Annotated in this window: 22 protein-coding genes; 7 read left to right on the top strand and 15 right to left on the bottom strand. The window is 56.0% G+C overall.

The window, feature by feature from the left end; genetic code table 11:
• Nucleotides 1-260 precede the first annotated feature (260 nt).
• The gene (locus tag ABLV07_RS00690) at nt 261-1163 is read left to right on the top strand and encodes a LysR family transcriptional regulator (RefSeq protein WP_015704553.1); all 903 of its coding nucleotides are present in this window, start codon (nt 261-263) and stop codon (nt 1161-1163) included.
• Here ABLV07_RS00690 and malZ read toward each other — a convergent pair.
• From malZ to phoB, 5 genes are all read right to left on the bottom strand, one after another.
• Complete coding sequence (gene malZ / locus ABLV07_RS00685; RefSeq protein WP_047046855.1) at nt 1160-2977, bottom strand: maltodextrin glucosidase; 1818 nt, start codon at nt 2975-2977, stop codon at nt 1160-1162. The two genes, ABLV07_RS00690 and malZ, sit on opposite strands and share 4 nt — an antisense overlap.
• Nucleotides 2978-3124: 147 nt before the next feature.
• The gene (gene proY / locus ABLV07_RS00680) at nt 3125-4498 is read right to left on the bottom strand and encodes a proline-specific permease ProY (RefSeq protein WP_042893547.1); all 1374 of its coding nucleotides are present in this window, start codon (nt 4496-4498) and stop codon (nt 3125-3127) included.
• 123 nt (nt 4499-4621) lie between these two features.
• A complete protein-coding gene (gene brnQ / locus ABLV07_RS00675) occupies nt 4622-5941 on the bottom strand; it encodes a branched-chain amino acid transporter carrier protein BrnQ (protein ID WP_015368011.1) in 1320 nt (439 codons plus the stop codon).
• A gap of 413 nt (nt 5942-6354) precedes the next feature.
• Entirely contained in the window at nt 6355-7650 is a 1296-nt protein-coding gene (gene phoR / locus ABLV07_RS00670) for a phosphate regulon sensor histidine kinase PhoR (protein WP_032707533.1), read from the bottom strand.
• Nucleotides 7651-7671: 21 nt separating this feature from the next.
• Complete coding sequence (phoB, locus tag ABLV07_RS00665; RefSeq protein WP_004099401.1) at nt 7672-8361, bottom strand: phosphate response regulator transcription factor PhoB; 690 nt, start codon at nt 8359-8361, stop codon at nt 7672-7674.
• Nucleotides 8362-8580: 219 nt separating this feature from the next.
• Between phoB and sbcD the strand changes: the two genes are divergently transcribed.
• Nucleotides 8581-9783, top strand: a complete 1203-nt coding sequence (sbcD, locus tag ABLV07_RS00660; protein WP_015368013.1) for an exonuclease subunit SbcD — start codon at nt 8581-8583, stop codon at nt 9781-9783.
• Entirely contained in the window at nt 9780-12914 is a 3135-nt protein-coding gene (gene sbcC, locus ABLV07_RS00655; RefSeq protein ID WP_348853255.1) for an exonuclease subunit SbcC, read from the top strand. Before sbcD ends, sbcC begins: the two co-directional genes overlap by 4 nt.
• Before the next feature lie 49 nt (nt 12915-12963).
• Here sbcC and mak read toward each other — a convergent pair whose 3' ends face one another.
• Entirely contained in the window at nt 12964-13869 is a 906-nt protein-coding gene (gene mak, locus ABLV07_RS00650) for a fructokinase (RefSeq protein WP_015704548.1), read from the bottom strand.
• A gap of 91 nt (nt 13870-13960) precedes the next feature.
• On the opposite strand from mak, the gene rdgC reads away from it, so the two are divergent.
• Entirely contained in the window at nt 13961-14872 is a 912-nt protein-coding gene (gene rdgC, locus ABLV07_RS00645; RefSeq protein ID WP_015368016.1) for a recombination-associated protein RdgC, read from the top strand.
• Between the two features lie 54 nt (nt 14873-14926).
• On the opposite strand, the gene ppnP is transcribed toward rdgC, so the two are convergent.
• The 4 genes from ppnP to aroL form a co-directional block, all read right to left on the bottom strand.
• The gene (gene ppnP / locus ABLV07_RS00640) at nt 14927-15211 is read right to left on the bottom strand and encodes a pyrimidine/purine nucleoside phosphorylase (RefSeq protein ID WP_015368017.1); all 285 of its coding nucleotides are present in this window, start codon (nt 15209-15211) and stop codon (nt 14927-14929) included.
• An 87-nt stretch (nt 15212-15298) separates the two neighbouring features.
• Nucleotides 15299-15976: an AroM family protein gene (locus ABLV07_RS00635; RefSeq protein ID WP_015704547.1), complete on the bottom strand. Its 678-nt coding sequence runs from the start codon at nt 15974-15976 to the stop codon at nt 15299-15301.
• Nucleotides 15977-16227: 251 nt separating this feature from the next.
• Nucleotides 16228-16419: a YaiA family protein gene (locus ABLV07_RS00630; protein ID WP_015368019.1), complete on the bottom strand. Its 192-nt coding sequence runs from the start codon at nt 16417-16419 to the stop codon at nt 16228-16230.
• 71 nt (nt 16420-16490) lie between these two features.
• A complete protein-coding gene (gene aroL / locus ABLV07_RS00625) occupies nt 16491-17015 on the bottom strand; it encodes a shikimate kinase AroL (protein WP_348853256.1) in 525 nt (174 codons plus the stop codon).
• Nucleotides 17016-17349: 334 nt separating this feature from the next.
• Here aroL and ABLV07_RS00620 point away from each other — a divergent pair, with 334 nt between their 5' ends.
• A complete protein-coding gene (locus ABLV07_RS00620; RefSeq protein WP_046884023.1) occupies nt 17350-18057 on the top strand; it encodes a DUF2076 domain-containing protein in 708 nt (235 codons plus the stop codon).
• Here the strand turns inward: ABLV07_RS00620 and ABLV07_RS00615 are convergent.
• Nucleotides 18054-18512: a YaiI/YqxD family protein gene (locus ABLV07_RS00615; protein WP_032707528.1), complete on the bottom strand. Its 459-nt coding sequence runs from the start codon at nt 18510-18512 to the stop codon at nt 18054-18056. The two genes, ABLV07_RS00620 and ABLV07_RS00615, sit on opposite strands and share 4 nt — an antisense overlap.
• A gap of 115 nt (nt 18513-18627) precedes the next feature.
• On the opposite strand from ABLV07_RS00615, the gene proC reads away from it, so the two are divergent.
• On the top strand, nt 18628-19437 hold the full coding sequence (gene proC, locus ABLV07_RS00610) for a pyrroline-5-carboxylate reductase (RefSeq protein WP_015704543.1): 810 nt from the start codon (nt 18628-18630) through the stop codon (nt 19435-19437).
• 50 nt (nt 19438-19487) lie between these two features.
• Here the strand turns inward: proC and ABLV07_RS00605 are convergent, their stop codons facing one another.
• The 4 genes from ABLV07_RS00605 to ABLV07_RS00590 form a co-directional block, all read right to left on the bottom strand.
• On the bottom strand, nt 19488-19799 hold the full coding sequence (locus ABLV07_RS00605; protein ID WP_020079512.1) for a PsiF family protein: 312 nt from the start codon (nt 19797-19799) through the stop codon (nt 19488-19490).
• A 91-nt stretch (nt 19800-19890) separates the two neighbouring features.
• Nucleotides 19891-21306 carry an alkaline phosphatase gene (phoA, locus tag ABLV07_RS00600; RefSeq protein WP_015368025.1) on the bottom strand — a complete coding sequence of 472 codons (1416 nt, stop codon included), beginning with the start codon at nt 21304-21306 and terminating at the stop codon, nt 19891-19893.
• A gap of 100 nt (nt 21307-21406) precedes the next feature.
• Complete coding sequence (gene iraP / locus ABLV07_RS00595) at nt 21407-21667, bottom strand: anti-adapter protein IraP (protein ID WP_015368026.1); 261 nt, start codon at nt 21665-21667, stop codon at nt 21407-21409.
• Nucleotides 21668-21977: 310 nt separating this feature from the next.
• Nucleotides 21978-23177 (bottom strand): multidrug efflux MFS transporter, encoded by a 1200-nt coding sequence (locus ABLV07_RS00590; RefSeq protein WP_020079514.1) that lies wholly within the window; start codon nt 23175-23177, stop codon nt 21978-21980.
• A 302-nt stretch (nt 23178-23479) separates the two neighbouring features.
• Here ABLV07_RS00590 and ddlA point away from each other — a divergent pair, with 302 nt between their 5' ends.
• Nucleotides 23480-24577 carry a D-alanine--D-alanine ligase gene (gene ddlA / locus ABLV07_RS00585; RefSeq protein ID WP_348853257.1) on the top strand — a complete coding sequence of 366 codons (1098 nt, stop codon included), beginning with the start codon at nt 23480-23482 and terminating at the stop codon, nt 24575-24577.
• Nucleotides 24578-24718 lie beyond the last annotated feature (141 nt).

Raw genomic sequence — 24718 nt, 5'->3', positions numbered from 1 at the left:
ATTAGTTAGGAAGATAATACACTGCCGTTGTGCTGTGCTGATTGTGGCCAATAACGCATGATGAGTATAGTCAGTAATTTCTAACGAGTTATTAAAGAAATCTTTCCGTTTTAATTCACTTAAGCAAAAATAGTGACCGTTTGAATAATTAAAAAAAGACTAATCAAAAAATTACTGGGAACTGTTCTAATTTATTCACTGGAATTGAACATAGGCCTTCGGTAAAACAACGTTAATATTAGACTGGCGGATCGAGACTAATGCGTTTAAACCTTGATGTACTTTTGATTCTTGATGCTCTGGATAGGCATGGCTCGTTCGCGCTGGCGGCGGAGTCGCTATTTAAAACCCCCGCCGCGCTGAGCTATATGATCCAAAAACTGGAAAACGATCTAAACATCAGTCTGCTGGATCGTTCCGGACACCGGGCGAAATTTACCGATACCGGTAAAATGATGCTGGAAAAGGGGCGCCTGCTGCTCAATGCCGCCAACGATCTGGAAAAACAGGCGCAGCTGCTGAGTTCCGGCTGGGAGCGGGATCTGGCGATTGCGCTGGACGACTCTTTTCCTTTCCAGGCCCTATTGCCGCTGATTGAAAAATTTTACGCGCAATATCCGCAAACCCGGCTCAACTTTACCCACCATACCCTGGCGGGCTCGTGGGAAGAGCTGACTCACAACGGCGCGGATATTATTCTTGGGGCGATTAACGAACCGCCGACTTCAGCGGAATGGTCGTGGAAAATGCTCGGCGCGATGGACAACGTGTTCGTTGTCGCGCCCGGCCACCCGCTGGCGGCAACAACCCAGCCACTGACCAACAAACAACTCAGCCTGCATCGCGCGGTGGTTATTAGCGATAGCGCCCGCTACTGTCATCCACTGAACAGCAACCTGCTCGATGAGCAGGAGCAAATCCGGGTAGATGATTTCGCCACCAAAGTCGCGCTCCTGCGCGCCGGTTTGGGATGCGGATTCCTTCCCCGCCACATCGCCCTCCCGTGGCTGGAGAGCGGTGAGTTGCTGGAGAAACCGGTGATTTCGAGCCGTGAGAAAGATATAACCTATATGGCCTGGCGTAGCGGCAATAACGGTCTGGCTCAGCGCTGGTGGCGAGAGGCTATTCTCGAAGACAGCTGTCTGAGCCAGCTCTACCGTTAACGGCTACACCAGACGCTTGCGGAAATCGCGGGCAAACTCAGCACATCATTGTGCATGTCGCCCGTGCCTTCTTTTCGCTGCCACGTTTTCCCCTCCAGCAAAGGCGATGCGTCGATTACCACCTCGCAGGCATGACCGCGGTTTATCGCCACCAGCACCCGCTGCTGTTTGTAAACGCGAACAAAGACCACCACGTTATCTTCCGCATAGATGACCTGGCAGCCGCCATAGCGCAGCGCCTGATGCCCCTTACGCAAGGTGGTCATACGCTTATATAACGCCAACAAGTTTTCATCCTGCAGCGCCGGATCCCATGGGAAGGGTTTACGGCAGAAGGGATCGTTGTTGCCATCGACGCCGACTTCGTCACCATAGTAAATACACGGAACGCCCGGCCAACAGAACAGCCAGACCACCGCCAGCGGCAGTCGCGCCACATCCTTACCCAGCAAGGATTTAAAACGCGCGGTATCGTGGCTGTCCAGTTGGTTAAACATCCGCAATTGCTGCTGATGCGACAGCCCGGCGCGATAGTTGTCCATCCACGCCATACAAGTTTGCGCATCGATGTGCTGCGGATCGTAGGAAATATCGGTATTGGCGAGGAACCCCCACAGCGGGAAGGTAAAACCACGATAGTTCATCGCCGCGTCTTCGGCATCAGCCTGCAGCCACTGGCGCGCATCGCCAAAATGTTCGCCGAATACAAAAGCCTCCGGCTGCTCCCGCTTCGCCGCCTGGGTGATACCAGCAATATGACGCAGGTTATTACGCGCGCCGCCATCCTCGCCCAGCATATGCACCACGTCCAGCCGCCAGCCGTCCATACTCCACGGCGCTTTTAACCAGTGGCGCACCACGCTGTCTTCACCCGCATAGATTTCGTTAACCAGGCTCGATGAACGGTAGTCAAGTTTTGGCAGACTGGCGTAACCCAGCCAGTTATGCGCCACCCCGTCCGGGGAAAAATTAAACCACTCACGCCACGGTGAATCCGGCTGATGGCAGGCGCCGTTGCTCGCCTGCTGGTGGCGATCGAACCACGGGTGCGAGTCACCGGTATGGTTAAACACGCCGTCGAGGATTAGGCGCATCCCTTCACGCTGCGTATTGTGGCGCAGGCGCAGCAGCGCGGCATCGCCACCGAACTGCGGATCGACACGGCGGTAATCAGCGGTATCGTATTTATGTACGCTGGGCGCGACGAATACCGGATTGAGATACAGCGCAGTCACGCCAAGCTGCTTCAGATAAGGAAGCTTCTCGCTAATACCGTCGAGGTCGCCGCCATAAAAGGTCGAACCGCCCGCCTCGCCGGTTAACGGCTCATCCCACGCTTTTAGCACAATATCCTGACCGGCCGCATGGTGGTAATAAACCTGGTCCTGCCCGGCTTCTCGCGCCTCGCTACGGGCGAAACGATCGGGGAAAATTTGATAAAAGACCTGATCGGCGACCCACTGCGGGCCGCTATCCGGCACATCAACCGCAAACTGCTCCAGCCTCGCGGGCGGGAAACGCTGGAATCCCTGCGGCGTAAACCACAACTGACGGTCCGCCCACAGCAGCTTAAAGCTATAGCGGCGGCGCGGCTGGCCGTTCATCAGGTTTATCTCTCCACGCCAGGCGACGACATCGGCGTGTGGGGATTGGCGCAGGCGCTGCATGGGCAACGACAGCTCTTCATTGTCTTCTTCCGCGCGCAGCGTAATTCGCTGCGGCATTGTTTCGCCGCTTAGCCACAATGTGATAACGAGTCGTTCCTGCTGCTCTTTAATAAAAGGAGCAACCGGCAGGTGCCAGGCCTTCAACATCATCATTCCTCTTTTTGCGTAATGGCCACACCTTGCCACAGTGAACAGGCGTATAACTCATCATCAATAGAATAATTGGGGGAGGAGAAAGGAGGAGGATGTGATTTTTCCGGGCCGCGGCAAAGCCGGACCCGGAAGAGTGGAGAATTACTGCGCCTGCGCTAACTGGCGATCGCGGCGGGTCTTAATTTTCCAGCCAACCAGCAGCAGCACGATCCACGCAAAGCCGACGTACAGCGAAATGCGGGTATCCGGATGGTAGCCGATAAGCGCGATGATAAAGACCAGGAACAGCAGGCCAAGTACGGTGGTGGCCACGCCGCCCGGTACTTTAAACTTCAGCGCTTTCACCTCTTCCGGCGACAGGCGGCGACGGAAAGCGATTTGCGACAGCAGGATCATAATCCACACCCACACCGTGGCGAAGGTCGCCAGCGAAGCAATTACCAGGAAGACGTTTTCCGGCATGATGTAGTTGAGATAGACCGCAAACAGCAGCGCCACGGTCATCACCAGCACCGTCACCCACGGCGTACCGCGACGCGACGTTTTGGCGAACACTTTCGGCGCGCTCCCCTGCTCGGCCATTCCGTGCAGCATACGGCCAACGCCGAATACGTCGCTGTTAATCGCCGATAGCGAGGCGGTTAACACCACGAAGTTCAGGATGCCGGCGGCAAAGGTAATTCCCATATGCTGGAAGGTCAACACGAACGGGCTGCCGTTAGTGCCCACCAGGTTCCAGGGATAGATAGACATAATGACGAACAGCGTCCCCACGTAGAACACCAGGATACGCATCGGCACCGAATTAATCGCCCGCGGAATGGATTTTTCCGGATCCTTCGCTTCACCGGCGGTGATACCGATAATCTCAATTCCGCCGTAGGCGAACATCACCATCTGCAGCGACATCACCATCCCCAGCCAGCCGTTACTGAAGAAGCCGCCGTTACTCCATAAGTTATGAATACCGGTTGGCTGACCGCCGTTGCCGATACCCCAGATGATGATGCCGAAACCGGCAAGGATCATGATGATAATCGTGGCGACTTTAAAGAATGAGAACCAGAACTCCAGTTCGCCGAACACCTTCACGCTCATCAGATTGACGGCGCAGATAATCAGCACCACGCTCAGTACCCATATCCAGTGCGGCACCGCCGGGAACCAGACGCCCATATAGATACCGAAGGCGGTCACGTCGGCAATCGCGACGATCAGGATTTCAAAACAATAGGTCCAGCCGGTGATATAGCCGGCCAGCCCGCCGAGGTTCTCCTGCGCATAACGCGAGAAAGAGCTGGCGGAAGGGTTATGCACCGACATTTCGCCCAGCGCGCGCATGATGATATACGCCGCCACGCCGCCGATAATGTATGCCAACAATACGCTCGGCCCCGCCATTTTAATGGCGTCTGCCGAACCATAGAACAGGCCGGTACCAATAGCGGAACCAAGGGCCATAAAGCGAATGTGCCGGGTACTTAGCCCGCGCTTAAGCTTGTTACTACTTTCCATCGTGTTCCATGCCGTTTTTCTCGTTTGTGCTTTGCGGGGGCAAAACGCAAAAGGGAATGACCAAAAAAACAAAAAACCACGGGACCTTAAGTCCCGTGGTTAAACACCTGCGTAAAGCGTCGGTTAGTGGGCTTTTGAGACCACCGGGCTACCCGCTGCGCGATCGATGATCGCGGCCAGCACAGCCATCACCGCGGTTGGCAGCAACCATGCCAGACCTTGCGCTGCCAGCGGCAGGCTCGCGGTCCATTGCGGCAGGATATCTGCGAACGCCGATGCTTTAACACCGTCAATGATACCAAACATCAGGCTGATAAACATTGCCGGCGCGATAACGCGGGAGGAATTATGCCACCAACCGCGGGTAAAGCTTAATACCACCAGTGCGATACACGGCGGATAAATAGCGGTTAACACCGGAATCGAGATCTGAATCAGATGGCTGAGCCCCAGGTTAGAAACCGCCATGGAGAACAGGCCGAGAATAAACACCAGCGAACGATACGACAGCGGCAGATACTGCGCGAAGAACTCAGCGCAGGCGCAGGTCAGGCCAACCGCGGTGACCAGACAGGCGATAAATATCAATGCCGCCAGCAGGAAGCTGCCCGCGCCGCCGAAGGTATGCTGCACGTAGGAGTGCAGAATAGCCGCGCCGTTTGCCGACTGATCGACCAGCGTCGCGCTATCGGAACCCAGGCGGAACAGCGCCAGGTACAGCAGCGTCAGGCCCACGCCGGCCATCAGACCAGCCCAGACGGTGTAGCGAGTCAGCAATCGGGCTTCGCTAACGCCGCGGGAACGCGCGGCATTGACGATAACGATACCGAAGACCATCGCCCCCAGCGTGTCCATGGTCAGATAGCCATTGACGAAACCATTAGAGAACGGCGCGGTACGATAGGCTTCCATCGCGTCGCTAATCGGGCCAGCCGGCCAGATAACCGCGGCCACCGCGAGCACGACCAGGGCGATAATTTTCAGCGGCGCCAGGAAATTGCCGACGGTATCCAGCAGTTTGCCCGGATAGAGGGAAACCAGGATCACCAGCGCGAAATAGATAACGCTATAGATAAGCAGCGGCAGCGCGCCGTCGCCGGTCAGTGGAGCAATCCCCACTTCAAATGAAACGGTTGCGGTACGCGGGGTCGCGAACAGCGGCCCAACCGCCAGGTAGCACACCACGGCCAACAGAATGCCCGCAACTTTGCCGATTGGCGAGCTCAGACGCTCAACGCCGCCGCCGACTTTCGCCAGCGCGACTACCGTTAGCACCGGCAAACCCACGGCGGTAATCAGGAAGCCAATGGCTGCGGTCCAGACGTGTTCGCCGGCCTGTAAGCCAACCATCGGAGGGAAGATAATGTTGCCTGCGCCAACGAACAGCGCGAAGGTCATAAAGCCCAGCGCGATGATGTCGCGAGATTTTAACTGATGGGTCATAAATTCATTACTGCCTGTGGATGTGGTGTTGTAAAAAACGGAAAAATACCGTGCCTTCCTTTCGGGATGATACAGCGGCCATTGCCTGTAAACTCAGCGAGATATGCTCTCGAAGCGGCGTGGAAAAGAATTGTTTTTTGAATTACCACGCAAAAGCAGTCTTACCGGGACTGCATAGGGGGCAATTTAAACGCTTATAACGTTTTAAAGCAAGGTGGGATCGTAAAACCAGATGATTATGCTAACTATGATTTTGAACCTGGATTAATTAACCATAACGACGCAAAACGCGTGGCTAATCATGCGAACAATAAATAACCAGGCGTTCGTTTAATACGCAACGAAAAGTTGACTGCAAATGAAAATGACCAGCCGAAGCCGGTCATTGGCAAGGAAAGCTGACAGACGCCGCGTCAGGCGACATTTTTGGCAATTAAACGTTCCGGCAACAGGAAGCTAAAGCGCGTTCCCTTCCCGACCGTACTTTCGATTTCCAGCCGGCTTTCGTGATGGCTAACCGCATGTTTCACAATAGCCAGCCCTAAACCGCTGCCGCCGGTTTGCCGGGAGCGCGCCTTGTCGACGCGGTAGAACCGCTCGGTCAACCGGGGGAGATGTTCAGGCCCGATGCCAGGGCCGTTGTCCTCAACGCTAAACAGCGCGCCGTGTGGCGCCCGCTGCCAGCTGACGTGAATCTCAGTTCCCGCTGGCGTATGGTTAACGGCGTTGTACACCAGATTGGAAATCGCACTGCGCAACTGCTCTTCGTTGCCCATCACCTGGAGCGTTTCGTCGACGCTAAAGTGCAACTGATGCTTACCCTGGCTGAGGGTTTGCGCCTCGCGCTCAACCACCCGCAGCATCATCGGGACGTCGATTTTATCATTCATCGCCAGCACCGGCGCGGCTTCAATACGCGAGAGCGTCAGCAACTGCTTCACCAACCCTTCCATCCGCTGCGTTTGCTCACGCATGGTGTGCAGCGCTTTTTCCCGCGTCGGCCCTTCCAGCACCTGCTCCTGCATCATCTCGAGATAACCCTGCAGTACGGTGAGCGGCGTGCGCAGCTCGTGGCTGACGTTGGCGAAAAAGTTGCGCCGCGCGCCTTCCAGCTGGTGCATTTGCGTGACATCGCGCGCCACCATCAACCACTGTTTATCGCTATAAGGCATCACGCGAATTTCCAGATGACGGGCGTTATTGAGCACCAGATTAAGGGGCTTGGTGAAATCACGGTTTTTCAGATAGTTAGCAAACTCTGGGTAGCGCAGCAGGTTGAGGATATTCTGCCCGCTATCGTCCGGCCAGCGTAGATTAAGGATTTGTTGCGCCAGGCCATTACACCAGAAGATGGCGCCCTCTTCGGTGGTCAGCACCACCGCATCGGGTAAGGACTCCGCCCCGCTGCGAAAGCGCTTGATGAGGCTTCCCAGTTCGCGACGACGTTTTTTATTACGCATCTGCATTTGATGCAGACCATACAGCAGCGGTTCCCAACTGCCGCTTCCCGGCGGCGGCGTCATACTGCGATCGACCCACAGCCACCACGACAGACGTAACAAATTCCAGAAATGCCAAATAAGCAATCCGGTCACCGCCGCCAGTAAAAACCACGGCAGATGACCGAAAAACGCCCCGAGGATCAGGGCCGGGATACAACATAAGAAAAGCTCAAGCGCCAGCCTTTTCCATGACAGCCGTTCCAGCACGGGTCACACTCCTGTCAAAATTCAGAAACGGGCGGAGAAACGATATCCCGTGCCGCGAACCGTCTGTACCATCCGGTCATGGCCGCTATGTTCCAGCGCTTTGCGCAGGCGGCGAATATGCACATCCACCGTCCGGTCTTCAACGTAAACGTTGGTTCCCCAAACGTGATTCAGCAGCTGTTCACGGCTGTATACGCGTTCCGGGTGGGTCATAAAGAAGTGTAATAATTTAAACTCGGTCGGCCCCATATCCAGCGGGTTTTCACCGGTCATGACGCGATGCGAGGAGGGATCCAGGCTCAGCCCCTGCATCTCAATCACCTCTTCGACCGCCATTGGCGAAATACGCCGCATCACCGCCTTAATTCGCGCCACCAGCTCCTTCGGCGAAAACGGTTTGGTAATGTAATCATCCGCACCGGTTTCCAGACCGCGAACGCGATCTTCTTCTTCGCCGCGCGCCGTCAGCATCACCACCGGAATATCGCGGGTCATCGCTTCGCGCTTAAGCTGTTTAATAAACTGTAGCCCCGATCCGCCCGGCAACATCCAGTCAAGGAGAATCAAATCGGGCCAGGGTTCATTGAGTTGATTCACCGCACTGTCAAAATCTTCCGCCTCGACGGGCTGAAAGCCGTTTTGCTCCAGAACAAAGCAGACCATTTCGCGGATTGGAGCTTCATCTTCAACGACCAGAATTCTTCTCGCCATTATTTACCCTGTGTTTTTTAGCCATCAGTATAGAAGTGCGCGGCCATTATGCGTCAGATTTGTGACAGATTTATGAAAAAATGACCGTCTGATGAATGCGGATTTTGAATGATGACACGCACTTAACGCATCCAGTCTCGCGGTAATATGGCAAAAGGAATACGGGCGGCGGGATCGACGTTATAATGGCCGCCTGGCTTTTATCGCAACGGAATTTTTATGCGCATCCTTCATACCTCCGACTGGCATCTCGGCCAGAACTTCTACAGCAAAAGCCGCGCGGACGAACACGCCGCCTTTCTCGACTGGCTGCTGGCGCGCGCGCAGGAACACGAGGTGGATGCCATTATCGTCGCTGGCGATATTTTTGATACCGGCTCTCCGCCGAGCTACGCCCGCGAACTGTATAACCGTTTTGTCGTTCAACTGCAGCAAACCGGCTGCCAGTTGGTGGTGCTGGCGGGCAACCACGATTCGGTAGCGACGTTAAACGAGTCGCGCGAAATTCTCGCCTTCCTGAAAACCACCGTGGTCGCCAACGCCGGCCACGCGCCCTTTATCTTGCCGCGGCGCGACGGCGCGCCCGGCGCGGTCTTCTGCCCGGTGCCGTTTTTGCGCCCGCGCGAACTGGTGGTCAGCCAGGCTGGCCACTCCAGCGGCGAAAAACAGCAGCAGTTGCTCACCGCCATCAGCGACTACTATCAGCAGCAATATCAGCAGGCCTGCGATCTGCGCGGCGAACGGGCATTACCGATCATTGCCAGCGGCCACCTCACCACCGTCGGCGCCAGCAAAAGCGACGCGGTGCGTGAAATCTATATCGGTACCCTCGACGCCTTCCCGGCCAATCGCTTCCCGCCCGCCGATTACATCGCGCTCGGTCATATTCATCGCGCCCAGATGGTCGGCGGCTGCGAGCATATTCGCTACAGCGGTTCGCCGCTGCCGCTGAGTTTTGATGAAACCGGAAAAAACAAAAGCGTTAATCTGGTCTCATTCAACGAGGGCAAGCTCAGCGAGGTGACGCTGCTGCCGGTGCCGATCACCCAGCCGCTGGCGGTACTGAAAGGCGATTTCGCCAGCATCAGCGAACAGCTTCAGCAGTGGCAGGATAGCGCGCAGCAGCCGCCGGTCTGGCTGGATATCGAAATCACCAGCGATGAATACCTGCACGATATCCAAAGAAAAATTCAGCAGCAGACCGAATCGCTGCCGGTGGAAGTGCTGCTGGTGCGCCGCAGTCGCGCCCAGCGTGAACGCATTCTGGCCGGCGTTCAGCGGGAAACGCTGAGCGAACTGCAGGTGGAAGAGGTGTTTGCCCGCCGCCTGGCGCTGGAAACCCTTGATGCTCCGCAACAGCAGAGGCTGGAGCAACTGTTTACGGAAACGCTGCATAGCCTGAACGGTGAGGAACACCTGTGAGAATCCTGAGCCTACGCCTGAAAAACCTTAACTCGCTGAAAGGCGAATGGAAAATCGACTTTACCACTGAACCGTTCGCCAGCAATGGGTTATTCGCGATTACCGGGCCGACCGGCGCCGGGAAAACCACCCTGTTAGATGCCATCTGTCTCGCGCTGTACCACGAAACGCCGCGCCTGAGCAGCGTATCGCAATCGCAAAACGATCTGATGACCCGCGACACCGCCGAGTGCCTGGCGGAAGTTGAATTTGAGGTCCGGGGCACCGCCTATCGCGCCTTCTGGAGCCAGAACCGCGCCCGCAACCAGCCGGATGGCAATCTACAGGCGCCGCGCGTTGAGCTGGCGCGCTGCGACGACGGGAAAATTCTTGCCGACAAGGTCAAAGACAAACTGGAGCTGACGGCATCAATTACCGGCCTCGACTATGGGCGCTTTACCCGCTCAATGCTGCTTTCGCAGGGGCAATTTGCCGCTTTCCTCAATGCCAAACCGAAAGAGCGCGCCGAGCTGCTGGAAGAGCTGACCGGGACTGAAATTTACGGGCAAATTTCCGCGCAGGTCTTTGAAAAACATAAACTCGCCCGCATTGAGCTGGAAAAGCTGCAGGCGCAGGCCTCCGGCGTCGTACTGTTAAATGATGAGCAGCAGCAGGCGTTACAGCAAAGTTTGCAAGTACTTACTGCTGAAGAACAGCAGCAACTTGCCGAACAGACCCGCCAGCAAAATGGCCTACAGTGGCTGCGCCGCCGTCAGGAGCTAAACGCGGAAGCCACCCAGGCGCAGGCCGCTTTACAGCAGGCGCTGCTGGCGCAGGAAGCCGCCGCGCCGCAGCTGGCGGCTCTACAAACCGCGCAGCCGGCAGAGCAACTGCGTCCATTATGGTCGCGGCTGCAGGAACACAGTAGCGCGCTGGCGCAAACTCGCCGTCAGGTTGAGGAAGTAAATACTCGCTTACAGCACAGCCTGCGCCGTCGCGCCGGGATCCGCCTGGCTGCCCAACAACGTCTGGCTCAACTAGAATCCAGCCAGCAATCGTTAAATGAGTGGCTTAAAGCGCACGAGCGATTCCAGCAGTGGAGCACGGCGCTGGCAGGCTGGAAAGCCACCTTCCAGCAGCTTAACCGCGACGCTCAGCAAGAGTTGACGCTACAACAGCGCCTGCAGGATGCCAGCCGTAAGCTCGGCGAATTGCCGGCCACCGCGCTAACCCTCGATGCGCAGCAGGTCAGCCGCGAGCTGACACAGCATGCCGCCGCCCGCCCGCTGCGCCAGCAGCTCTCAACCCTCCATCGCCAGCTGCAGCCGCTGTTCCTGCGTCTGCGGCAGCTACAGAGCGCGGAAAACGCCTCACAGCAGGAAAAAGAGAAGCTTGAAGCCGCGCTACAACAGCGTCGTCAGGCGTGGAAGGAAAAAAATCAACAGCTCAGCGATGTAAAAGCCATCTGCGAACTGGAAGCGCGTATCGCCGGGCTGGAAGCCGAGCGCGCCCGCCTGCAGCCGGGCGCGCCTTGTCCACTGTGCGGTTCTGAACATCATCCGGCGGTCGCGGAATACCAGGCGCTGGTACCCGGCATCAACCAAACTCGCCGCGACGCGCTGGAGCGTGACGTGCGACAGCTGGCGGAAGAAGGCGCGCAGCTGCGCGGCCAGCTTGAAGCGCTGCTTAAACAACAGCAAAAAGACGCTGACGAGAAAACATCGCTTCTGCAGCAGGAGCAAGCGCTCACCTCTCAATGGCAAGCCACCCTCGCGGAATTAGCGATTACGCTGACGCCGCAGGATGATATTGCTGGCTGGCTGGATAGCCAACAGCAGCATGAACAGCAGCTGTATCAGCATCAACAACGGCTGGCCTGGCAGGCGCAACAGCAGGAGAGCCAGCTGCAGCTGCAGCAGTTACAGCAGGATCTCGAACAGCGCCGTCGCGCGCTGCAGGCGGAGCTGGACGTTTATACCCTGGCGCTGCCGCCTGCCGCGGAGGCTAACGACTGGCTGGCCCAGCGTGAAGCCGAAACCCGCGGCTGGCAGGCGAAACAAAATGAAGCCGCCGCGCTGCAGGAACAGCGCCAGCAGCTAACGCCGCTGCTGGAAACCCTGCCTGAGTCAACGGAAGCCGCGGATCCCGCGCCGCTGGAGGGCTGGCGGCAGGTGCATGATGATTGCCTGGCGCTACAGAGCCAGTGGCAAACGCTGGGCCAGCAAGAAAGCCAGCAGCAGGCACAGGTGAAGGAAAGCGAAAAGCAGTTTACTGCCGCGCTGGCCGCCAGCCCGTTTGCCGACCAAGCGGCCTTTCTTGCCGCTTTGCTTGACGAGGCAACCCGCCAGCGGCTGGAACAACTCAAGCAGACGCTGGAAAAAGAAGTTCAGCAGAACCAAACGCTGGCCCTGCGGGCGCAGACGTCGCTTGAACGCCATCAGCAACAGCCGCCCGCCGATATTGATATTAACCAGCCGCTGGAGCAGCTAGAGAATAGGCTGGAGCAACTGGCACGCCAGTTGCGGGAAAACAGCGCCCGTCAGGGTGAGATCCGCCAGCAGTTGAAGCAAAACAGCGATAACCAACAGCGCCAGCAATCATTACGTCAGCAGATGGAACAAGCCGCGCAGCAGGTCGAAGACTGGGCCTGGCTGAATGCGCTCATCGGTTCAAAAGAAGGCGATAAGTTCCGTAAATTCGCCCAAGGGCTGACGCTGGATAATCTGGTGTGGCTCGCTAACCAGCAGCTCAACCGCCTGCATGGCCGCTATTTGCTGCAACGTAAAGCCAGCGAGGCGCTGGAGCTGGAAGTGGTGGACACCTGGCAGGCCGACGCGGTGCGCGATACCCGCACGCTTTCCGGCGGCGAAAGCTTCCTTGTGAGCCTCGCGCTGGCGCTGGCGCTATCTGACCTGGTGAGCCATAAAACGCGGATTGATTCGCTATTCCTTGATGAAGGATTCGGCACCCTCGATAGCGAAACGCTGGATACCGCGCTGGATGCGCTCGACGCGCTTAACGCCAGCGGCAAAGTGATTGGCGTGATTAGCCACGTCGAGGCGATGAAAGAGCGCATCCCGGTGCAGATTAAAGTGAAAAAGATAAACGGTCTGGGATACAGCCGGTTGGATAAAGCGTTTGCGGTGGAGTGAAGTCTTCCCCTCATCCTAACCCTCTCCCCACAGGGGAGAGGGAATGAGATCACAGCGGCCACAGCCATGCCGCGCCGCGTACGCCGCTGGAATCGCCGTGCATCGCCCGGCGAATCGGCGTCTCGCATTCTCCACCGAACACCCACTGCTTCACCAGCCCCGGTACCGTTTGATACAGGCGTTCGACATTGCTCATCCCGCCGCCTAACACAATGACATCCGGGTCGAGGATATTCACCACATGCGCCAGCGATTTCGCCAGCCGCTGCTCGTAGCGGCTAAGCGCCAGTTCGGCCTTTTCGTCACCTTCACCCACCAGGCGCATAATCTCGCTGCCGGTTAACGGGTTTCCGCTCAGCCGCTGATAGTCGGTGGCGAAACCGGTGCCGGAAATAAAGGTTTCAATACACCCCTGCTTGCCGCAGTAACAAGGCACTTGCTGACGATAGCGCAGCTCATCTTCATCCATCCACGGCAGCGGGTTGTGCCCCCATTCGCCGGCAGTGCCATTGCCGCCGATATGCGCGCGCCCGTTCAACGCCACCCCCGCGCCGCAGCCGGTACCGATAATGACCGCAAACACGGTTTGCGCCCCCGCGGCCGCGCCATCGACCGCCTCCGAAACCGCCAGGCAGTTGGCGTCGTTGGCAAGCCGGACCTCACGATTGAGGCGCAGGCTGAGATCTTTATCGAAGGGCTGGCCGTTCAGCCAGGTCGAGTTGGCGTTTTTCACCACCCCGCTATACGGCGAAATCGAGCCGGGGATGCCCATACCGACGGTGCCGCGCTGCCCGGTCGCCTGCTCGGCCATCTCCACCAGCGAGGCAATCGTCTCGATAGTCTGGCGATAATCCTCCCTCGGGGTTGGCAAGCGGTGGCGAAATAACTGCTGGCCCTGCTCACTCAGGGCGATGACTTCTGTTTTTGTTCCACCTAAATCAATACCAATACGCACAGTCTGCTCCTCACCCCGATTAACAATGCAAGCATAGCGACAATTCGCTATCATGCCCGCCTGATTTAACGACAAAGCCGTGGAAATTATCATGCTGTGGTTCAAAAATTTAATGGTTTACCGTCTGAGCCGCGATATCGAATTGCGCGCCGAAGAGATGGAAAAACAGCTGGCCGAGCTGACATTTACCCCTTGTGGCAGCCAGGATATGGCGAAAACCGGTTGGGTATCGCCGATGGGATCGCACAGCGACGCGCTGACGCATACGGCAAACGGCCAGATCGTTATCTGCGCCCGTAAAGAAGAAAAGATCCTGCCGTCGCCGGTGATCAAACAGGCGCTGGAAGCAAAGATCCTCAAGCTCGAAGCCGATCAGGGCCGCAAGCTGAAGAAAACGGAAAAAGACTCGCTGAAAGATGAAGTTCTACACTCGCTGCTGCCGCGCGCCTTTAGCCGCTTCAGCCAGACGATGATGTGGATCGATACCGTCAACGGCCTGATCATGGTGGACTGCGCTAGCGCGAAGAAAGCGGAAGATACGCTGGCGCTGCTGCGTAAAACGCTGGGCTCGCTGCCTGTAGTGCCGCTGACGCTGGAAAATCCGATCGAGCTGACGCTGACCGAATGGGTGCGCTCCGGTAGCGTGGCTCAGGGCTTCCAGCTGCTTGACGAAGCCGAATTGAAAGCGATGCTGGAAGATGGCGGCGTGATCCGCGCGAAGAAACAGGATCTGGTGAGCGATGAGATCGCCGTACATATCGAAGCGGGTAAAGTGGTCACCAAACTGGCGCTCGACTGGCAGCAGCGTATCCAGTTTGTGATCTGCGACGACGCATCGATTAAACGTCTGAAGTTCTGCGACGAATTACGTGACCAGAATGAAGATATTGACCGCGAAGATTTTGCGCAGCGTTTTGACGCCGACTTTATCTTGATGACCGGCGAACTGGCGGCATTGATTCAAAGCCTGGTTGAAGGACTGGGCGGCGAAGCCCAGCGCTAACGCGCCACCTTCCTGCCGGGCCCGGAAAGTGGACGCGGCAGGAAGGCGCTTAAATTACAGATAACGGCACAGGTAGGAAGTCGGTTCCGCCACCTGCAGGTGGAATTCGCTATTACCCGGCACGTTAAACACTTCGCCTGCCGCGTAAACTTTCCATTCAGTTTCACCCGGCAACAGCACGTTCAGCGCACCGCTGACCACGGTCATCTCTTCCGGCTGGGCGGTGCCAAAGGCGTATTCACCCTCTGCCATCACCCCAACGCTGGCGCGGCCGGTACTGCTGCTGGTGAAGCCGATAGATTTCACTTTCCCTGAAAAATACTCATTGCTTTGAAGCATAAACAAGACCTTATCATCGTTGGTTGAAGCTTCAATATAGGGGGCGCTCCTTGCCCCTGTCACGCAAAATTAATCGATAACGTCGGGTTAAACTAATAGTTCTGCCGCCAGTCGCGAAACCAGCACATTTGACAATAATACCGGGACATCCAGCGCCTTTTGTAATACGTCGCGGTGATGCTGATGATAGCCAAGACAGTCGAGCACCAGTACATCCGCCCCCTGTTCGACTAAACCTCTTCCTGCATCCAGCAGATCGCTGTCGCTGCCGCCCATCGGGTTCGCCAGCGCATAATAAGGCGTATTTTCTAAAGTGAGCCACTTTTGCCGCTGTAGAGGCAAGACTTCTTCAACGGGTACAATCACGCCCACCTGATGGCCATCGACGATCGAGGCCACCAGCGGCGGAATAATCCGTTCAGGCTCAAGAAGGATAGCGTTGTGCGTCGCCAGGCCGCTCAACTGTTCGGAACTGAGAAGAAGAATGACATCATATTCCTGCCGATCCAGCATCTCGATAACGCAGCGCAGATCGCGCTCCACCTTTTGGCGGGAGACTTCCACCAGTTGGTTATCATTAAGTAAGGTCAGCAGCCCCTGGTCGCCGGATTCCACGGCATAATCTTCCATAACGTCTTCACGCGTCATTTTACCTAACAGGCTAATATGGGTGATCTGCTCTTCCCTGATATGTTCGGTTAACAGCGGCAAAACTTCCGCCACCGGCGCCACGCCAATGGTCAAAATTGCCATCGTTGCACTCATATCATGTACCTTTTCACTACCACTGCTTCAACACAGGCTTTTCACACACGACATCCGCCCCCCTGGTGAGTAAAAATCAACCGTCGAGAAGCGTAGCAGCTCAGCGCCGCTGCGGAATGTAAAGATTCCAGAAGCTTCAGAGTCGCTCCTGAAAAATCCGTGTGTTAGGTATTCATTAGTACCATTGATGAATTAAAAATGTGAGCTGGGCCCGGTATTGCCATCTTCATGACGCAAACCGGGCCGGGGGATTAGGTTTTCTCGGGATCTTCGTAACGCCGTTTGGCGTCTAACGCTTCCTGCTCGGAGGGATGCTCGCTGATCAGCGAATCGGGTGTCGGGTAATCCGCACGCAGCTGATACCAGGTGACCGTCTGACCCGCGGCGCCTTTTTCAACGGCGACAACGCGGGCTTGTCTCGGATAAGGAGGTCTGTTTGGCATTGTTCTTCCTTTTTCGGCTGTCAGAACAATTAAGTATAGGCCCCGCTTTCTTCCCTGACCCAGGTAAAATCCTAACTTACCGTCACATCGCACAGCATGGTCATAATCTGTTCAACCACCGCATCCGGCGTCGCGGTGGCGTCTACGGTATGATGGGCGGTTTCGCGGTACAGGGCTTCCCGTTGCGCCAGCACTTCGCCGACTTCCTCACGGACAGGCTTACCGGTCAGCGTTGGGCGTTGTTCCGCCTGCGGATAAGCTTCCAGCCGCTCAATCAAGGCGTTAACAGAAGCCTGCAGATAAATCACAATGCCATTTTCACGCATATACAGACGATTGCGTTCAGCGAGAATAATTCCTCCGCCGGTCGCAATCACCGTATCCGGCAGCGTAACGGCCTTCAGCGACAGCGTCTCCAGTTCACGAAAGCGCTCCCAGCCCTCTTTCTGCACGATTTCCGCTACCGTGCGTTTCTCATGGGCCTGTAAACGATGATCGGTATCGGAAAACTGGAAATGCAGCGCGCACGCCAGGGCATGGCCGATCGTCGTTTTACCGCAGCCTCGCGGCCCGATGAGAAAAATTGGTTGTGTCATTACCGAAGACCCCCTGGTTCCGCGTGTCGCGGAGAAATAAAGGCGAAAAGTACGCCATGATACCTGCAAATGTCTGCCACGATAACCGTAAAATAATCGTTACATTTTTTAGGGAACCCTATTTACCACAGAGTTTGAATGGATTCCGCATGTAAACTTATCATTGCATTTAGTGTTATGCCAGCTTTACTTAAAGGCGAAGGATTATTTTTTATCCATCGTTTGCCGTAAACGGTAACACATTTCTGCACAGCTTTACGCTGCAACATATTTACAACACCGGCAGACCGTCGCACTCTGACGGTAAATGACCCGTGTGACAGAGGAATGTATCATGCAATCTGAAGAACAACGCCTTATTGATGGCCTGTTTTCCCGTTTAAAAGAGGCCGAGACGCACAGCGCATCGCGCGACGCCAGCGCCGAGGAGCGGATTGCCCAGCACGTAACCCAACAGCCGGCGGCCCCATACTATATGGCGCAAACTATCCTGATTCAGGAAGCGGCTATCAAACAGCTTAACGACCGCATTCAGGCGCTGGAGGCGCAGGTTAGCCAGCTGCAGGCGGCAAAACCGAGCAGCGGCGGTTTCCTGTCGGGCCTGTTCGGTGGCGGCCAGTCCCGCGGCGCCGATCCGATTCCAGGAGCCGAGCAATATGGCCGCCCGCAGACGAATAACCCTCAACCGCAGTATGCGCCACAGCAAAACTATGCCCCGCAGGCGGCAGGCCGCAGCGGCGGCGGCTTTATGGCGGGCGCACTACAAACCGCGGCCGGGGTGGCAGGCGGCGTGGTGCTGGGCAATATGCTGACCAATATGTTCAGTGGTTCACATCCGCAGGAGATTGTGAACATCATCGATGAACAGCAGCCGCAGCAGCAACAAGATGTCAGCCCGGCGCTGGATAATAACGCCGCCGAGGATCCGTTCCGCCAGCAGGACGACCCTTTCCTGGCGGACAATAATACCTTCGACTCCGATTTCGACGCCGGCTTCGGCAATGACGATGATTTCGGTAGCGATGATGACAGCTGGGTTTAATCCTGCTGGCGTTTAACCGCAAGCAGCCACTTCTCCAACTCGGCGGCGAATAACTGCCGATCGCGCTGCGATAAACTATCCGGGCCGCCGGTCTGTACGCCGCTGGCCCGCATCGTCTCCATAAAATCACGCATCGTCAGGCGCTCGCGAATAGTCTCCTCACTGTAGCGCTCGCCGCGCGGATTCAACGCCGCACCTCCTTTCGCCAGCACTTCCGCCGCCAGCGGGATGTCAGCGGTGATCACCAAATCGCCCGGTTCACAGAGACGGACAATCTCGTTATCGGCAACATCAAAACCCTGCGCCACCCGTAGCGCGCGGACGTAGCGCGACGGCGGAACCCGCAGCGACTGGTTGGCGACCAACGTCAGCGGCGTCTGCGTGCGTTCGGCGGCGCGGAACAAAATTTCTTTAATGACATTCGGACACGCGTCCGCATCTACCCAAATCGCCATTTCGGCTCCTGTCGTCGGCAAAGGTTGCGACATTGTCGCCTGCTTTTCTCCCCCAGAAAAGCGCCAGGATGATAAGCTAGTGAGATCGTAACGAAAAATGCAGAGGGGAAAGGTAATGGATAAGAAAATTGGCTTTATCGGCTGCGGCAACATGGGTAAAGCCATTCTCGGCGGCCTGATCGCCAGCGGACAAGTGCAACCGGCGCAAATTTGGGTCTATACCCCATCGCCGGACAAAGTTGCCGCCCTGCATGACCAGTACGGTATTAATGCGGCGGAAAGCGCGCAGGAAGTCGCTCAGGTCGCCGATATCGTCTTCGGCGCGGTGAAGCCGGGGATCATGACCAAGGTGTTAAGCGATATCGCTTCCAGTCTGAACAAAGATTCGCTGGTGGTCTCGATAGCCGCGGGCGTCACGCTGGATCAGCTGGCGCGCGCGCTGGGCCACGATCGCAAAATTATTCGCGCCATGCCAAACACCCCGTCGTTGGTGAACGCCGGGATGACCTCCGTGACGCCAAACGCGCTGGTCAGCACGGAGGAGATCGCCGAGGTATTAACCATTTTCCGCTGCTTCGGCCAGGCGGAAACCATCGCCGAACCGATGATTCATCCGGTGGTTGGCGTCAGCGGTTCCGCGCCGGCTTACGTCTTTATGTTTATCGAAGCCATGGCCGATGCCGCCGTTCTCGGCGGTATGCCGCGCGCGCAGGCCTACAAATTCGCCGCGCAGGCGGTGATGGGGTCAGCGAAGATGGTGCTGGAAAGCGGCGAACATCCGGGCGCGCTGAAAGATATGGTCTGCTCGCCAGGCGGCACCACCATTGAAGCGGTTCGCGTACTGGAAGAGAAAGGTTTCCGTTCCGCCGTTATCGAAGCGATGGCGAAGTGTATGGAAAAATCAGAGCAACTGAGCCGCTCCTGATAATCCTGAAAGAGACTACGGGTGAGGCGCCACCGCCCCACCCGACATGCTTATTTCTTCAAACAGGTACTCATAAACTTATTACGATCGTCACCCTTCAGCGATTTCGACGACGCTTCTTTGCTGCAGGCGCTCATCTTCTGCTGTTGAGGCGTCAGCGTCTTGCCGGCCGCTGGCGCATCTTTCTTCAGGCAATTGCTCATAAAGGTTTTACGTTCATCACCCTTCAGCGACTTTGACGCCGCTTCGGTATTACATGCGCTCATTTTCTGCTGCTGAGGCGTTAACGTTTTATCTGCGGCACTTACCGCGGCAACAAAGACCAAACCAAAAAGTAGGGTTACCAGAAATGTTATTTTCATCACACCATCCCTCTGTTAGTGGATCCCTGTAAGTCTGGTCGCTATCAGCAAAAAAACCAGCCGGTAACGTAAATTCATTACCGGCCGCGGGTTATTTCAGGCCCAGCGCGTCTTTCATGGTGTAAAACAGATCGGTCTGGTCGGTGAGACCCACCACGTTGCCCGCATGCGGGCCATAGGCGGCAATACGCAGTTGGGTGCCGGTGTGTTCCATCGACTCTTCTTCAGAGTTGCCATAGCTCATCACCATTACCGCGCCATCTTTGGTCGTCAGCGCCTGGGTCAGGCCCGGCGCTTTCGTGTCTGCCGGGATAATCTGGCTGGAGTGGGCGTGATCGGCGGTGACGATCACCAGGGTATTACCCTCTTTTTTGGCAAACTCCAGCGCTTTCTGTACCGCTTCATCGAGGTCGACGGTTTCGCCAATCTGGCCGCAAGGGTTTGCCGCGTGGTCCTGTTTATCGATAGACGCCCCCTCAACCTGCAGGAAGAAACCTTTCTCGTTGCGGCTAAGGAGATCAATCGCTTTTTCGGTCATCTGCGCCAGCGTCGGTACGGAAGCATCGCGTTTCGGATTTGGGGTACAGGTTACCGGCGGTTTGTCGATATTGCCGTGATAAGAGGCTTTCGGGCCTTCCCACCGCACCGGCATATTGCCGTCGGAGAACAGACCGAGCAGTGGTTTACCCTGATTTGCTTCGCTGATAGCGGCGAGTGAAGCGGCGTCGGTCACAATCTGATAGCCGCGAGCGACCGCCTGCTCATGCAGGGTTTTCCCCTGCCACTCCCCTGCGGTCGCCGTTTCAGCAAAGGTCTTCGCCCCGCCGCCTAAAGAGACATCCGGACGGGCATTCAGCAGTTGTTCGGTGATAGAGCCCTTGCCGCCTTTTTCCAGCGCGTTGCTGGCGCATTTTTCGCTGGTCACGCTAGGGCCATAGCATTTACGCGAGGTCACATGGGCCACCTGCGCCGCCGGCGTCGCATCCTGCAGTTCAGCAGTCGAGACATTGCCGGTGGCAAGACCCGCGGCTTTCGCCAGCTCAAGGATGGTCTGATGATCTTTTTCGTGGATATCAACGCCCAGCGCGCCGTTATAGCTTTTCACGCCGGTGGTCCACGCGGTTGCCGAAGCGGCGGAATCAGTCACGTAATCCGGCTTGCCGGTTTTTTTATCCAGAGAATAATGGGTGTATTGGCCCGTCAGCGGCAGGGCATCAATACCTTTAAAGAAACCGCCGGCGCCTTCGGCATAATTTCGTGCGGCGGTAATTTCTGAATCACCCATGCCATCGCCAATGAGCAAAATAATATTTTTCGCCGGCTTATTGATTAACGAAGCGCGCAGCGCTTCGGTCTGATCGCCCGTTAAACGGCGCGCCCCGCCTGGGGTCGTGATATCGCCCTGCGCCGCGCGATTTTCCAGCACCGGAGAAGAAGTTGTTTGTGCATGAATAACCGGGGGAGCCAGCAGCGGTAACAGGGCAATAAAGAGGGCAGATAATTTCACTTTGTCGTCTCCATGTAAAAAATACTTAAAAAACAAAACGAGGGAGACTTTATAAAAGTGGTGTGACAGAAAAATGACAGCATCCTTACTGGTCACATGATTAGTTACGAGGATGCCGGAGCAGCTTTTTTATATATTGCTGCAGAAGCTGGGTGTCACGGTCGTCCACCAGCGGCCCGGGCTTGACCTGCTCCATGGCGGTTTCGATATCCTGAATCAAACGTTGCTGTGCATCCTCAGCCATATGGCGCAGCAACGCGGTGACGACAATTTCCAGCGCCTCAACCTGTACCGTCAGCTCTTTTGCCTCTTCTTCTTTTTGCGCCAGATTGACCAACAGCTCAGCAATGAGATTTTTCATTACGCATTATCCTTAAGCAACATCCATAATGGCCTAGTTATGTCATACATCGGCATATCGATACCAGAATTATTTTCAAATAATAGGGTTATTCCTGCAATAATATTCAGCGAAACGTTTTTATTACCGCCAGGCAACAAAGGGAATGCTCCTATAATTAATAGCTAAAAGATAATTCTATAACCAAATTTAATAGTAAATAATAAAATGGAATATACGTCGCACTATTTAAGGATAACTAAAGGTAATGGTTAATAGCTATATCAGCTGATTAATATAAGGCGCCATTATGAGCGCCCAATATTTTTATTTAAACGGCCGCGCGGCGGCTTCGGCGTAACATAATCGCCAGTTGCCAGATATTAATCAGGACAATCAACGCAGTGGCAATAAACACCCAACGGAAACCCGCCATTGCCGAGACCGAAGCGCCAATGAGCGGCCCGGCGACATTACCCAGATACATAAATGACTGGTTATAACCGAAAATACGCCCGGTGACGTTATCGCTGCAGTATTTCAAGAGCAGCGTCTGGACCGCCGGTAACATCGCGCCGTCGGCAAAGCCCAGCAGGAAGCGCAATACCCCGAGCTGCAGCGGCGAAGTCACGAACGACATCGCAAAGAACATCACCACCGCGCAACATAACGTCGCCAGCAGAATACGCGACGTCCCGATGCGATCGCCGAGTTTCCCCAGCCGAGGCGCGGAAATCAACGCCGAAATCCCCGGTACGGCGGCAATCATCCCCGCAAGAAACGCGATGTTGTTACTATCCGGCGCCATCGACTTGATAAATAACGCCAGAATCGGCCCGATAGAGCCGTTACACAACTGGATAACCAGGGTGGTGAAAAACAGGCTAATCACCAGCCCCGGATGGGTCAATGAAGCAAAGACCGCTTTACCGCTCAGGCGTTCAGCTTTGCTCATTTGCGGCCGGGCGCCCTCTTTAATCAGAAACAAGGTCACGAGGAAGCTGACCGTCAGTAAAATCGCGGTAATGAAAAATACCGCCCGCAGGCCGACGTGGTCGGCAAGAAAACCGCCAAGCAGCGGGCCGCCGATCACGCCGCTTATCTGCGCCGTCGAGAGCGTACTTAGCGCCCAACCGCTGCGTTCACGCGGCACCTGCGAGGCCACCAGCGCCATGGCGTTGGGTATATAGCCTGAGGTTAGCCCCATTACCGCACGCAAAATAAAAAGCTGCCAAACGTTGGTCGCAAAAGCCTGTAGCAAAATTGCTATCGCCATGCCAAGGGAGGCGCGCAGCAGCATCAGTTTGCGCCCTTTGCGGTCTGCCAGGCTCCCCCACATCGGCGAAACAATCGCCGACACCAGGAAGGTGACGCTAAAGGTCAAGCCCGACCACATCGACAGCGCTTCATGTGAGGTAACGCCCAACTGAGAGACATACAGCGGTAAGAAGGGCAGAATTTGACTGATGGCGAGTCCGGTGAAAAAACAGCCGAACCAGACAGAAATGAGATTAACCTTCCAGGATTCCATAACTACGCGTATTCATTAGTGTTTCGTTAATTATTACCTAGCTTAGCAATTTCCGTCTCCGCACGTAGCACCAGAGATGCGCATGCCGCGAGTTTGGTGTTTTATCGCCCTGACCGCGGAGTAGACAAACATAATCGAAGATAACCGCATTCTCGTCAGTGCGATGTGCTGAGGCACATCGGCGGATAGCGACGAATGCGCAGCATTTAACCCTCTGCAGCATAGGGTAAAGATTCAGGCAGCCATCTCGCTAAAACCCATGCTATGTTATGTGTTTTGATGTAATCAGGATGGAAGTTGAAATGGCTAAAATGAGGGTTGGGATCGTTTTTGGCGGTAAGTCGGCAGAACATGAAGTGTCGCTGCAGTCAGCCAAAAATATCGTCGAAGCAATTGATAAAACGCGCTTTGATGTTGTGCTGCTGGGAATCGATAAACAGGGGCTTTGGCATATCAACGATGCCAGCAACTATCTGCTGAACCCGCAGGATCCCGCCCATATCGCGCTGCGCCCATCAGACGTGACGCTGGCGCAAATTCCCGGTCGCGATGCCCATCAGTTGATCAATGCCGATAGCGGCCAGCCGCTGGCAGCCATCGACGTTATCTTCCCGATTGTTCACGGCACCCTTGGCGAAGATGGTTCGCTGCAGGGGATGCTGCGGATGGCGAATTTGCCGTTCGTCGGATCCGATGTGCTGGGCTCCGCCGCCTGCATGGATAAAGACGTTACTAAACGCCTGCTACGCGATGCCGGTCTGTCGATTGCGCCGTTCATCACCCTGACTCGCGCCAACCGCCAGCAGTTCAGCTTTGCCGATGTCAAAGCGAAGCTGGAGTTACCGCTGTTCGTGAAGCCCGCGAACCAGGGTTCTTCCGTCGGCGTCAGCAAAGTGAAGAGCGAAGAAGAGTACCTGCAGGCCGTCGCGTTAGCCTTTGAATTCGACCATAAAGTGGTAGTTGAACAAGGGATTAAGGGCCGTGAAATCGAGTGCGCGGTGCTGGGCAATGATTATCCTCAGGCCAGCACCTGCGGGGAGATCGTTCTCAATAGCGAATTCTATGCCTACGATACCAAGTACATTGATGATAAAGGCGCGCAGGTGCTGGTTCCGGCAGCCATCGCCCCGGAGATCAACGACAAAATCCGCGATATCGCCGTCCGCGCTTACCAAACGCTCGGCTGCAGCGGAATGGCCCGCGTGGACGTCTTCCTGACGGAAGATAACGAGGTGGTGATCAACGAAATCAACACGCTGCCTGGCTTTACCAACATCAGCATGTATCCGAAGCTGTGGCAGGCCAGCGGCCTGGATTACACCAGCCTGATAAGCCGCCTGATCGAGCTGGCGCTGGAGCGCCACGCCGCCGACCGCGCGCTGAAAACCTCAATGAGCTAAGCCTCTTTCCCGGGTAGCGGCGTACCGCCTTACCCGGGCTACCGCGGTGCCGTTATTTTGTCGGATGGCGGCTAACGCCTTATCCGACCTACGGTCCGTGCGGCCTGCTGTTAATTTCTTCACCACGCTGGCTGACACTAC

The sequence above is a fragment of the Klebsiella sp. CN_Kp097 genome, assembly GCF_040064495.1.
GTDB lineage: Bacteria > Pseudomonadota > Gammaproteobacteria > Enterobacterales > Enterobacteriaceae > Klebsiella > Klebsiella aerogenes.
Note: the sequence above shows the minus strand (reverse complement) of the source record. Positions and strands in the feature narration are given on the sequence as shown.